This is a genomic window from Coprococcus aceti, from assembly GCF_025567285.1.
GTDB lineage: Bacteria > Bacillota > Clostridia > Lachnospirales > Lachnospiraceae > Coprococcus > Coprococcus aceti.
In genome coordinates, this window is record NZ_JAOQJT010000008.1 from 78,982 (window position 1) to 92,175 (window position 13,194).

Sequence of the window (13,194 nt, forward strand, 5' to 3'; positions counted from 1 at the left end):
AACCGATGTGGCGTTGCCTTTTTATGTGCAGACACAATAGATAAAATGTTACTTGACAACTTTTGCCTTTACTGAGAAAATTACTAGATAGTATATGGTTCACTGTATATACAGTGAACTATGTATATAAGAGTTTATGAAAAAGAGGACGTGTGCATGTATATGCACACATTTTTGAGTTAAAGGTATTTGGTTAGAGGTATTTATGTTAAGATTTATTTGGGTAATAGTTTCGTGTTTGTTTCTGATCATGTACTATGTGCCAAAGATGTCGTATTATGCCAGACACCCGGAAAAATATGGTGAGGATATATGTTATCAGATGGCACAGGTTATGTGCAATCATGTGAGACGTCGTGCTTTTATCAAGACGGTTGCCACGGGTATGGAGAACCTTCCTAAGGAGGGCGGATATATCATGTATGCCAATCATCAGGGTAAGTATGATGTACTGGGAGTTATAGTTTCCCATGACAAACCGATTACGTATGTCATGGATGCAAAGAGGTCGAAGCTGTTCATAGCAGATCAGCTTACGGATCTTGTGAAGGCACAGAGACTTGACAAGGAAGACATAAAGCAGCAGGTACAGGTTATAAACGATGTATCCACGGAGATCAAGGCGGGAAGGAGATATATTTTATTCCCGGAGGGAGGATACGATCACAGTCACAATGAGCTCAAGGAGTTCATGCCGGGAAGCTTCAAGATCGCCAAGAAGGCGAAGTGTCCTATCGTTCCAGTCGTGCTGTATGATTCCTTCAAGCCATTTGAGGGATGGTCACTGAGACGTGTGACGACACAGCTTGCATTTCTGGAGCCGATCCCATATGAGGTTATAGCGGATAAGACGACCACAGAGATCAGGGATATGGTCGTTGACAAGATCCAGAGGAAGCTTGATACGATGGAGACAATGAATTGTTGGTAACGATATATGGATAATTATTCTGAACGGGCAGGTCATGTTGATGATCTGCCCGTTCGGGGGTTACGGAAGCTTGGTGTTGACTATATCAAATCAGGTGAATACAATATAAAAGGGTATTTAACCACAAAATAAGGATTGGGAAGTAGAGATATGGGACAGAGTAAAGAGAGAAACAGTAATGAAAAAAGCGGATTCCTCAAGAAGCTTATAATAGTTCTGGCAGTGGCGATCGTGGTAGTATTTGCGGTATTTTATGTGATCTATTACAGATTTTCATATCAGGCGGACAAGCTGGCAAAGGAGACCGCCCGCATATACGCATTTGGCGATGGCGGAGAGATGGCTGACATGATAGCCCCGGGATACGTGAAGAAGTTTGAGGATTCGTCAAAGGTTTTGTCGGTGAGTGACATACAGGACATATATATAAACAAGTTCAGAGCGTATACAGATGAGCAGGTTGGGGATATAGATACGATCGAGTGCAAGGTCACCGATATACAGGCGGTGAGCAATATAGAGGATGTGCAGCAGCAATTTGCGGACAACGGAGTTAAGGGCGTGTCCCAGTACAGAAGTGTGGAAGCTGACTGGATAGTGACAGGCAAGGATGGCGGCGAGGTCACGGTACACGTTCAGGAATGTATGTTGAAGTGCGACGATGGCTGGTATGTGGACTATGTCCGTATGCCGGATGAAATAGACAGCATGAGTACGCCGGTCGATTCCGGGGATGCTGACAGTGAGGAGACAACAGAGGCGGAGACCACTGAATAATATTGTGTGTATAAGATTGGAAGGGCATACAGTATACAAGAAAGAAGGCTGACAAAAAATGTATGATGTGAGATCCATGAAGGCAGAGGACTTCATAGATGATGGCGAGATCCGTGAGACGCTGGACTATGCGGATCAGAACAAGGACAATGTGGAGCTTATCGACAGTATCATAGAGAAGGCAAAGCTCAGGAAGGGGCTTACCCACAGGGAGGCATCCGTGCTTCTTGCGTGTGAGATGCCGGGCAAGATAAACGAGATATATGATCTGGCGGAGCAGATCAAGAAGGATTTCTACGGCAACAGAATAGTTATGTTCGCGCCGTTGTATCTGTCCAACTACTGTGTAAATGGGTGTGTGTATTGTCCGTATCACATCAAGAATAAGCATATAGCCAGAAAGAAGCTCACCCAGGAAGAGGTGAGACGGGAGGTCATAGCACTGCAGGATATGGGTCACAAGAGACTGGCCATTGAGGCCGGTGAGGATCCTCAGATGAATCCTATCGAGTACATCCTGGAGTGTATAGACACGATATACAGCATCAAGCACAAGAACGGTGCAATAAGGCGTGTAAATGTAAATATAGCGGCGACCACAGTGGAGAACTACAGGAAGCTGCACGAGGCAGGAATTGGAACGTACATCCTCTTCCAGGAGACCTACGATAAGGAAGCGTATGAGAAGCTTCATCCATATGGACCGAAGCATGACTATGCATATCACACAGAGGCTATGGACCGTGCTATGGAAGGTGGTATAGACGATGTGGGTCTGGGGGTGCTCTTTGGTCTGGATAAGTATAGGTACGAATTTGCGGGGCTGCTGATGCATGCGGAGCACCTTGAGGCTGTTCATGGAGTTGGTCCGCACACCATCAGTGTGCCAAGAGTCAAGAAGGCTGACGACATAGATCCTGAGGCATTTGACAACGGAATAAGCGACGATGTATTCTGCAAGATCGCAGCATGTATCAGAATCGCCGTTCCTTATACAGGAATGATAATCTCCACAAGGGAGAATCCAACGGTCAGGGATGAGATCATAAGGCTTGGAGTGTCGCAGATAAGCGGTGGTTCAAAGACCAGTGTGGGTGGCTACTATGAGCCGGAGCCAGAGGATGAGAAGTCGGAGCAGTTCGATGTCAGCGACACGAGAACTCTGGATCAGGTTGTGAACTGGCTGATGACCAAGGGCTATATACCATCGTTCTGTACGGCATGTTACAGAGAGGGCAGAACCGGCGACAGGTTCATGAGCCTGTGCAAGAGCGGACAGATACAGAACTGCTGTCATCCGAACGCACTCATGACGCTGGAGGAATATCTGGTGGATTATGCTTCGCCGGAGACCGCGGAGATAGGCCGGAGACTCATACAGAATGAGCTGAAGAATATTCCGAATGAGAAAGTCAGACAGATAGTGGTCGAGAGACTTGACAGGATAAAGCACGGAGACAGAGATTTTAGATTCTAACACATTGTGGAGGAGCAAAATGAGTTTAAACGATACACCGTCGGCAAACAGAGTGCATATAGGTTTCTTTGGATGCAGGAACGCAGGCAAGTCCAGTCTGGTAAATGTAGTGACGGGGCAGAGCCTTGCTGTTGTGTCGGATGTGGCGGGAACCACCACGGATCCGGTGTACAAGTCCATGGAACTGCTTCCGCTTGGACCGGTGGTCATCATAGATACACCGGGAATAGACGATACCGGCGAGCTGGGTGAACTCAGGGTGTCGAAGACCAGGCAGGTGCTTGCGAAGATAGATGTCGCTGTGCTCGTAGTTGATGGCACGGCTGGATTGTCCGCGTCGGACAGGGAGCTCACAGAGCTTTTCAAAGAGAAGAATATAAATTATATAATTGCGTACAATAAGAGTGATCTAGTTAAGGATGATACACAGGTTCAGAATTCAGCGGAGAATTCCATATGGGTCAGCGCAGAGCGCAGACAGGGAATAGATGAGCTGAAGGAATTGATAGGAAGACTCACGGTGACAGACACCATGACCAGGAGACTGGTCGGAGATCTGATACAGCCGGGTGATATGGTGGTGCTGGTCATACCGATAGATTCTGCAGCTCCGAAGGGCAGGCTGATACTTCCGCAGCAGCAGGTCATAAGGGATGTTCTTGAGACCGGAGCTACGACTGTGGTGTGCAGGGACACGGAGCTTGAGGATACTCTGAGACGGCTGGAGGGGAATGTATCTCTGGTGGTCACTGACTCCCAGGCATTTGCAAAGGTTATGAAGATCGTGCCGTATGACATATATCTGACGTCATTCTCAATACTGATGGCAAGATTTAAAGGGCAGCTTGATGCGGCGGTAAATGGCGCATATGTCCTGGACAGGCTGAGGGATGAAGGCCAGCGTACAGATGCGGACAGCAGACCTCCAAGGATACTCATAGCTGAGGGCTGCACCCATCACAGACAGTGTGATGATATAGGAACTGTGAAACTGCCGAGATGGATACGCAGATACACGGGACTTGAGCCTGAATTTACATTTGTCAGCGGAACGGAATTCCCGGAGGATCTGACAGGATATGATCTGGTGATACACTGCGGAGGCTGTATGCTGAATGAACGCGAGATGAAGAGTCGTCAGGGAAGGGCGGAGCAGCAGAGTATCCCGATGACGAATTATGGAACTGCTATAGCTCATATGAATGGGATTCTTGACAGGAGTCTGAGGATTTTTCAGACAAAGACGGACATATAAATATTTGGATGAAAGGTGATCGATATGGCAAAGACAGGTTTGGTACTTGAGGGCGGCGGCCAGAGAGGCATATATACCGCCGGAGTCCTGGATGTGTTCATGGACAATGATATAGAGGTCGACGGTGTCATAGGGGTGTCGGCGGGAGCCATACATGGACTCTCCTATGTGGCGAGACAGAGAGGGCGCAACATGCGTTACAATATGAAGTACAGGAACAACAAGCACTACATGAGCCTGTACTCCCTCATAACTACAGGAGATATCTGCGGTGAGCAGTTCTGCTACCACGATATCCCGGAGAAACTGGATCCACTTGACTACGATGCATTCCTTGCAAATCCTACGAAGCTCTATGTGGGATGTTCTAATCTGGATACAGGAGAGGCGGAGTATCTGGAGTGTACGGACATGAGAAAGCCTGAGGATGTGAATAAGGTGAGGGCTTCGGCATCCCTCCCACTGGTGTCCAATATTGTAGAGGTTGATGGAATGAAGCTGCTGGATGGAGGTGTATCCGACAGCATACCGATATTTGCATTCAGAAGGATGGGCTACAGGAGAAATATAGTAGTTCTGACAAGACCGGAGGGATACCGCAAGGGCCCGGACAAGATGCTCAGGCTGGAGGCCGGAAGGTACAGGGAGTACCCTGAGTTCGTTAAAAGATGTCACATGAGACACATGTATTACAACAAGACCCTGGACAAGCTGGAGGAGCTTGAAAAGGAGGGTGATACGTTGATAATCAGACCGAGTGAGACTATAGAGATATCAAGGCTTGAGAAGAAGCCGGAGATGATCGAGGCCATGTATGAGCTGGGTGTGTACGATGCAAAGGAGAAATTGCAGCAGGTTAAGAAATTCCTGCGTGAGAGTAAGGAAGAAAGCAGGGACTACACACATGGACAGGCGCAGCAACAGACGGCGGTTACACAGCAGACCCGATAATGGAATATATGACAGATTGATACTTTCGGGAATGGACATTCCTGAGAGTGTGGATACACAGAAGAAGGCACAGGAGAATCACAGCAAAATGGCTGGGACTCCTGTGCCTTCTCTCATACTGTCACTTTCGGTATCTACAATATTCACCATGCTGATTGCAACCTCCTACAATATTGTGGACACTTATTTTGTCTCAGATCTTGGAGAAAGCAGTGTGGCCGCAGTTGGGATCATGTTCTCTGTTATGGCATTGATACAGGCTGTGGGTTACACCTGGGGCATGGGAGCTGGAAGTGAGATAGCGAGACTCCTCGGTAAGCAGAAGAAGCGTGAGGCGGAGCAGACGCTTGCCACGGCACTGGCGGGAGGAATACTGTCGGGCGCGGTCATGGCGGTTATATTTGCCGTGTTCAGGGAGGATGTGGTAAGACTTCTGGGGGCCACGGACACAAGTCTTGCTCCTGCTGGGCAGTATGGAATATATATCATGCTCGCGGCTCCGGTCATGTGCGGTGCCTATGTTCTGAACAATGCCCTGCGGGCTGAGGGGCAGCCGTATCTAGCCCTGTTGGGTATTCTGGCAGGCGGACTGTCAAATGCGTTATTTGACTATATATTGGTGAGAGTGCTTGGGCTTGGAATAGCCGGTGCAGGCATAGCGACCCTTGCCGGACAGGGGATAAGCCTTGCCATAATGTATATATGTGTCAGGTCAAGGTGCAGCGTGGTAAGGCTGCATATATCAGACTTGTGTAGCTTCAGATATGGGGTGCGTATAGTGAGAACAGGGCTGCCATCCTTCCTGAGGCAGGGGCTCATGTGCTTTGCGGCGGTCATGATCAGCAGAAGCTGCAGACAGTACGGTGATGGAGCCATGGCGGGAATCACGGTTGCAAATAAGATATTTGCGGTCACATTTGCCGTGCTGGTGGGCTATGGGCAGGGATTTGCCCCAGTGTGCGGGTTTGCCTATGGTGCAGGACTTGAATCCAGAGTGAAAAGGTCGCTGAGATTTACCATGATAACTGCGGTGATATTCATGTGCGCTATGGGTGCTGCGACCTGGGTGTGGGCATCCGGGCTGGCCGGAGTATTCCTGAGGGACGGTGGCAAGCAGTCTCTACAGCTTGCGGCGCTGTCGCTCCGGGCGCATGCCATATCCATGCCGTTTGCAGCTGTGTGTCTGGTGACCGGAATGTACTATCAGGCTCTTGGAGCATATGGAAAAGCCACCCTCATATCCGCCCTGCGGCAGGGAGTATGTTTTATACCATTGGTATTCATACTGCCGCGCATGTATGGCGTAGATGGAGTGGCTTTTGTCCAGGCCGCCGCCGATGTGCTGGCGGGGATTGTCTCGGCCTTTTATCTGCTATATACAAATGAAAAATAGTCCGTGTTTATCATCTCGTCCGATATATACAGCCGGTTTTCAACCTCCTCGATCATCTGATCCACGTATCCATCAGGGATCTGTGACTCAGGGACGAAGTAAGAGGTCTCCCCCGTGCGGGCATCGTACCTGACCTTGTCGGTCATAAAGCTTTGATCCGCGAAGATCACAAGCTCATCGGAGTCAGACAAAATGTTGCGGCCAGCTAGAAGTCTTGAGTCAAAGTCGGCTCCGAGAAGGTTTAACACAGTTGGAAGTATGTCCACACTGGAGCAGAGCTTGTCGACAACTACTGGCTTCTCCATGGATGAGCTCCATATACCAAACTGGTTGTGGTGAAGCTCAAAGTCATCATTCTCTATGTCCTTGCCCGCAAGCTCGTTGTAGGTGCCGTCGCTGAGTCCGTAAGGATAGTGGTCAGGTGCCACGATGAACAGAGTGTTGTCCAGCTTGCCAGTCTCTTCCAGCTTATCCATCAGAAATTCCAGAGCCTTGTCAAGCTCCATCTGGGCTGCAACATAGGCTATGGCCTCATCTGAGTACCCTTTTCCGAAGAGAACATTCTCGGCTCCCTCCCTGTTAATCATGCATATATACTGATTGTCGTAATTGTAAGGCAGATGGCCGGAGAAACTCATAAAATACATGTTAAATTTGTCATCCTGAATGAAATCCCCATACACAGCCTCCATACATTCGAGATCGGAATACATAACGTGGTCAGGAATATCCAATCCTGCGCCGATGGCCTTGAAGGTGGTGTAGCCCATATTCGGATGGGTTCTTGTTCTGTCGTAGTATGTGGCATCAAAGTCGTGGTAGCCGTAGCTCTTGTAGCCCTGTGCGTTCAGCATATTGCCGAGGGCGTATGGCTGGTAGGTGTCCGCGGATGCCTCAAAGCTCCATTTGGAGGATGCCGGATACTGGCTGAGGCAGTTGGTATATTCGCCGTCTATGGTGCTGTGATACCACAGTGGGTTGTAGAAGTTAGTAAATTCAAAGCCTTCGTGATAAATCTTGTACAGTGTCGGTGTGGCCTCCCTGGATATTCCATATGTACTGAGACTTTCAGCGGTGACAAATACCACATTGTACCCCTCGAACATGCCGGTGTATTCGTCCGTGTAAGTTGGCTGTACCCCCGAGAAATATGCCGTCAGGCTTTTAAGCTCCTCGTCATCTGTCTGATTGTACAGACTTTGGAAATCTATGCTTTCATCGACCTGCGGAACATATACAGGCTCGTCGGCCTGGGTTGATCCTGCCGCCTGATCTGAGCCGCCGGTCTGAGAAGCTGATGAAAAATCTGTCTCGTCCGCAGATGCGGCATTGATATCTGATGCGGCAGTCTGTGCATCTGATTGATTATCTCCAATATCTGCAAGCTCAAATGTCTTGCTCTGGCTGCTCTGAGTCACCATGGTCACACAGTCTCTTCCCGTGGTGACCATGACTCCAAGCTTGTTCATGGACAGTTCAAGTACATAGCGTCCGTGGAACAGCGCATATGGAGTGTAGGCCGCAGTCCCGTGCACTGCCAGAATACAGATGGCAAGTACCCATGCAGCTGCGGAGATACCCAGCTGCACCAGCACTGCCCTGAGCACACTAGGCTTCTGCCCGATGCGGCATCTGCCAAATGAAAACCAGAACCTGTTCATGATGATAAGACATATAAGTGGCAGCAGGAACAGCACTATGATATACCAGTTGGATCGCAATGCTGAAAAAAGCACAGTCCTGAAGTTCATAGCATCCTGGGCACCGCCGATGGACACCAGACTCAAAAATGTTCTGAATATCTTATAGTATACAAATTGTGCAATATAGTAGATCGTAAATATACTCCACAGCAGGTAGGCTATGGCTGCATTTGCATATCTGTGCCAGAAGGAGGTCAGTGCTGACAGGGTAAGTCCGCATGCCAGCGCAAATGTCAGGGGATGTAGTATGTTGCTGCCTGCAGATCCATAAATTGCAATGTGAAACAGGAGCTCCATATAAATAAAGGCCAGCGGAAAGAATATGGAACGCCACAGCAGACCACTGTGTCTGCTTTGAGTTGTATCTGTTTTCATCTGGCATCTCCTTATTCGCGTGCGAGTATGTCGTCAAGTGCGCCCCTCACTCCTATAGGATCTGTGACCAGAAGAGTGTGGAAACCAAGCTTTGCGGCGGCATCGAGATTCGCCTGCCTGTCATCAAGAAAAATGGATTCCTCAGGGACAAGGTTATATTTGTTGCAGAGATGCTCATAGATGGCGGCGTCTGGCTTGGTCACGTGGTATTCATAGGAGACCACTCTTCCGTCCGTGTAAGGCAGGAAGTGGAATCTAGGCGTGTGGAGTGCAAACAGTCTTCTTGGGTAGTTGGACAGGAGGTAGATGTTGTAACCTCTGGACTTGAGATCCTTGAGCCACATGTCGGCTCCCGGGAACATGTCCACCACTTCATCGAGATTGTTCATGAACAGGTCTATGTAGCTGCTGCATTCCGGGCTGAGTTCCTTGAAACGTTTGATGAGCTCTGGCTCAGGCATATCGTCCAGGTCAAAATGATTCCACATAGGGTGGTTTATCATGTTGTGATCAAGAGTATCTATCACGTCCGCTGGTATGCCAAGCTTCTCCATGGTGCTTTTCCAGTGGAAGTCTACGAGGACCATGCCAATATCAAAGATTATATTTTTCATATGTATATTCCTTTCGTGTCGTATGCTGCCGTATAAGTGCAGATTATGTCGTCACAGAAATTTTAACTCATAAAAGGACAAAAATATACTCAAATATTTGCGGAAATGCTGACAAATACCTAATATGCTTGTTTACAGTTTTCCGGTCACAGTGTTACAATGATTAAATCGGCAATGTAAGGGGAAATACAGTGTATGATATACGTATTTGTGGACTTTGAAATGAATATGATAGATTCAGAGTATAAGAAGGAAAAGAAAATATGTAAGAGCGAGATCATAGAGATCGGTGCAGTTAAACTGGATGAAGATTATAATGAGATAGATTCGTTTAAGAGTTATGTGAAGCCGGCATATGGAACCATGGCTTCGCGTATAATAAAGCTCACAGGAATAACAGATGATATGGTGGAGAATGCTCCTTCATATGCTTTTGCCATGGGGAGCTTTATAGAGTGGTGTGCTGATGCCGATGTGATATACGCATGGAGTGAGAATGACCTGAGACAGCTCCGCAAGGAGGCCAGGCTGAAGGAATACACGCACCCCGGGCTGGAAAGTATCATATCAAGGTGGAAGGATTTCCAGAAGGAATATGCCAAGCTCATAGGAACGTCAAGAAGGATATCACTGTCGGACGCTGTGTTTTATCTGGGAGAAAACTTTCAGGGGGCAGAGCATGATGCCCTGTGGGATGCCAGGAATACCGCTGAGGTGTTCAAGCTCTCAAAGGATGAGGAGAATTTTTTCAGGATCATGGCCCCGGTCATCGATGTGTACAAGCCCAAGAAGAATCTGACATATTCCCTGTCCGAGGCATTTGGAGATATACATCTGGGTGAATAGATATGTAATTGATGACTACATAGAATAATAATGTGGATTATTAGGAGGACTTCATGAACTGGAATAAGAGGGATACAGTGAGGACCGTGATTATATTGTGCGGTGTGGTGCTGTTTGCATATGTACTGTTTAATTTTGATAAGGTGTCCAGTATGTTCAGCTGGCTCATCAATATACTCATGCCATTTGTCATAGGATTTGCCATAGCATTTGTGGTGAATGTACCTATGAAGGGACTTGAAAAGGTATTGTTTAAGAATAAAGACAGCAGACTGTACAGGTTCAGGAGACCAGTGTGCCTCATACTGTCGTTCCTGTGCATAATAGCTGTTCTCACGTTTGCAATAACTATGATCATACCTGAGATGTCCAAGACTATAACTATGTTTGCAGAGAAGCTGCCATCGGCCATGGATGATATACAGAGGAAGGCGATCAAGCTGATGAAGGACCAGCCGGAGATAGTGGATAAGATAAAGAGTATCAATATTAATTGGGATGCACTTATATCAAATGTGGTTGGTATTGTGAAGAACGGCGGCAGCAGTGTATTGTCTTCCACGTTCTCCATTGCCAGCAGTGTGGTAGGCGCCGTGGTCGATGTTCTGGTGGGACTGTTCTTTGCGTGCTACATACTGGCTCAGAAGGAGACTCTGGAGAAGCAGGTAAAGGGTGTATTGTATGCGGTGTTCAGGGAAGAAAAGGCGGACCGATTCATTCAGACTTGTGTTCTTGCGGATAAGACCTTCTCCAAGTTCATCTCAGGTCAGTGCCTTGAGGCGTGCATACTTGGACTTATGTTTTTCATTACGATGACCATATTCCGTATTCCGTATGCGCTTACGGTCAGCATCATCATAGCAGTATTTGCACTGATCCCGGTTGTTGGAGCATTTGTCGGATGTTTTGCCGGAACGATTATGATCCTGGTAGAGGATCCGAAGCGTGCCATAGTGTTTCTGATCATATTTGTCGTGCTGCAGCAGATAGAGGGTAACTTCATATATCCTCATGTTGTTGGTGGTTCGGTGGGACTTCCATCTATATGGGTACTTGTGGCGGTCATGCTTGGAGGTGATATGTTGGGCATTCTGGGTATGCTCATATTTGTACCGCTTTTCTCCGTCCTGTATGCGATGTCTGAAGAATATGTGGTTAAGAGACTCAGAGACAAGGGCATATCGTGGAGGAAATATAATCTGGCATGCAACATCCCCGAGGGGCGATGGAATGGAAGGCTGGATGAGGAATGTGCGTCTGATGTCAGCAAGGTGGACGCCGGGCAGACCGGGACGAATGAGTCAAATGCACCGGGCAGTACAGCCGGAAGCGGCAATTCTGGGAAAAACAACACAAGCAGAAACAATACGGGAAGAAATAGCTCAGAAAGAAATAACATAGAAAGAAACAATACAGACAGAAACAGTAACAGAAATAAAAACTACAAGAAGAGAAAGAAATAACGGCTCATATATGGCATCATCTGTGTGGTGATACATATAGCCGTTCAGAAAGAAGGATATACACATGTACAGAGACATAGCGAAATTGGTTTTATACAGAGATCTTGGAGAGGACAGCATACTTATGAAGCTGTCTGGAATATTTGAGGATTTTGATCTCAAGAGGTGTGAGAATGCGGAGCTGTGTGCCCGCATATACGATCAGATCAAGAGACTTCTGGATCTTGCTACCAGTTATGGATTCGATAAGAATCTGTGGCACAACTATCTGGCATTTATACTCATCACCAATGAGAACTCATTCAGTATAACCAGTGAGAAGGTGGGAGCAAATGACGGAACAGTTAATTATTTTGCAAAGAATGATTTCAGGATATTCAAGAAGCTGTTCGACTTTGATTTCTCAGAGATAGAGAGCGCACTTGGAATAGATTGTTTCTCAACTATCAACAATTACAAGTCTATTGGCAAGAAGGAGAGAATGTACAATAAGAATGTCAGCGAGAAGGTTCAGGCTGTCAGCAATGCGATAGAGGAGGCTGAGAACGAGGACCAGATATTTGACATAGTGACATCATTCTACAAGGCATATGGTGTTGGTATGTTCGGTCTCAACAAAGCGTTCAGGATCACCCGTGAGCATGGAGATCTGGAGTTTGTACCTATAAATAACACAGAGGATGTCATGCTGGATGATCTCATCGGATATGAGATCCAGAAGAAGAAGATCGTGGACAACACTGAGGCATTTGTGGAGGGCCGCAAGGCGAACAATGCACTTCTCTTTGGTGACAGTGGAACAGGAAAGTCAACCACGATCAAGGCGATCATCAACGAGTACTATGACAGAGGACTTCGTATGATAGAGATATACAAGCATCAGTTCCAGGATCTGTCGCAGGTCATATCGCTTATCAAGAACAGAAATTACAGATTTATCATATACATGGATGATCTTTCATTTGAGGAATTTGAGATAGAGTACAAGTACCTCAAGGCTGTCATCGAGGGTGGACTTGAGATCAGACCTGACAATGTGCTCATATATGCCACATCCAACCGCCGTCATCTCATCAAGGAGACATGGAACGACAGGAATGATATGGAGAATAACAATGGTATTCACAGAAGTGATACCATTCAGGAGAAGCTGTCACTGGTCAACAGATTCGGAGTCACGATCAGCTATAGCGCACCTTCACAGAAGGAATACTTTGAGATCGTCAAGGGACTTGCTGAGAAGGAGCACATCACCATGGACGAGAAGGAGCTCTGCGCAGAGGCAAACAAGTGGGAGCTTGCACATGGCGGCATAAGCGGACGTACTGCACAGCAGTTTATCAACTACCTTAAGGGGCAGGGATTGTAAAAATAATTGCTGTTGAACTACGGTTTATATTTTGTTATTA

General features: G+C 47.3%; 11 protein-coding genes. 9 read left to right on the forward strand and 2 right to left on the reverse strand.

All coding sequences use genetic code 11. The features are described 5' to 3' along the window. Positions 1–205 precede the first annotated feature (205 nt). The 6 genes from OCV54_RS11275 (at position 206) to OCV54_RS11300 (ending at position 6,784) form a co-directional block, all read left to right on the forward strand. Positions 206–931: a lysophospholipid acyltransferase family protein gene (locus OCV54_RS11275; RefSeq protein ID WP_022216968.1), complete on the forward strand. Its 726-nt coding sequence runs from the start codon at positions 206–208 to the stop codon at positions 929–931. A gap of 150 nt (positions 932–1,081) precedes the next feature. Then, entirely contained in the window at positions 1,082–1,708 is a 627-nt protein-coding gene (locus tag OCV54_RS11280) for a hypothetical protein (protein WP_022216967.1), read from the forward strand. A 58-nt stretch (positions 1,709–1,766) separates the two neighbouring features. Further along, positions 1,767–3,185, forward strand: a complete 1,419-nt coding sequence (gene hydG, locus OCV54_RS11285; RefSeq protein ID WP_055224044.1) for a [FeFe] hydrogenase H-cluster radical SAM maturase HydG — start codon at positions 1,767–1,769, stop codon at positions 3,183–3,185. 19 nt (positions 3,186–3,204) lie between these two features. After that, positions 3,205–4,440, forward strand: a complete 1,236-nt coding sequence (gene hydF, locus OCV54_RS11290) for a [FeFe] hydrogenase H-cluster maturation GTPase HydF (protein ID WP_055224046.1) — start codon at positions 3,205–3,207, stop codon at positions 4,438–4,440. 24 nt (positions 4,441–4,464) lie between these two features. After that, positions 4,465–5,391, forward strand: a complete 927-nt coding sequence (locus OCV54_RS11295) for a patatin-like phospholipase family protein (protein ID WP_055224048.1) — start codon at positions 4,465–4,467, stop codon at positions 5,389–5,391. Beyond that, a complete protein-coding gene (locus OCV54_RS11300) occupies positions 5,312–6,784 on the forward strand; it encodes an MATE family efflux transporter (protein WP_262563397.1) in 1,473 nt (490 codons plus the stop codon). The genes OCV54_RS11295 and OCV54_RS11300 overlap by 80 nt, the downstream gene beginning before the upstream one ends. Here the strand turns inward: OCV54_RS11300 and OCV54_RS11305 are convergent. Together OCV54_RS11305 and OCV54_RS11310 are read right to left on the reverse strand one after the other, a co-directional pair. Beyond that, positions 6,757–8,862 carry an LTA synthase family protein gene (locus OCV54_RS11305; RefSeq protein WP_055224052.1) on the reverse strand — a complete coding sequence of 702 codons (2,106 nt, stop codon included), beginning with the start codon at positions 8,860–8,862 and terminating at the stop codon, positions 6,757–6,759. The two genes, OCV54_RS11300 and OCV54_RS11305, sit on opposite strands and share 28 nt — an antisense overlap. Positions 8,863–8,873: 11 nt before the next feature. Next, complete coding sequence (locus OCV54_RS11310) at positions 8,874–9,476, reverse strand: HAD family hydrolase (RefSeq protein WP_055145127.1); 603 nt, start codon at positions 9,474–9,476, stop codon at positions 8,874–8,876. Between the two features lie 195 nt (positions 9,477–9,671). Between OCV54_RS11310 and OCV54_RS11315 the strand changes: the two genes are divergently transcribed. The 3 genes from OCV54_RS11315 (at position 9,672) to OCV54_RS11325 (ending at position 13,154) form a co-directional block, all read left to right on the forward strand. Continuing rightward, positions 9,672–10,322, forward strand: coding sequence for a 3'-5' exonuclease (locus OCV54_RS11315; RefSeq protein ID WP_055224054.1), 651 nt, complete (start codon positions 9,672–9,674; stop codon positions 10,320–10,322). A gap of 53 nt (positions 10,323–10,375) precedes the next feature. Then, the gene (locus OCV54_RS11320) at positions 10,376–11,785 is read left to right on the forward strand and encodes an AI-2E family transporter (RefSeq protein ID WP_055224056.1); all 1,410 of its coding nucleotides are present in this window, start codon (positions 10,376–10,378) and stop codon (positions 11,783–11,785) included. A 64-nt stretch (positions 11,786–11,849) separates the two neighbouring features. After that, complete coding sequence (locus tag OCV54_RS11325; RefSeq protein ID WP_015534651.1) at positions 11,850–13,154, forward strand: ATP-binding protein; 1,305 nt, start codon at positions 11,850–11,852, stop codon at positions 13,152–13,154. Positions 13,155–13,194: the final 40 nt, after the last annotated feature.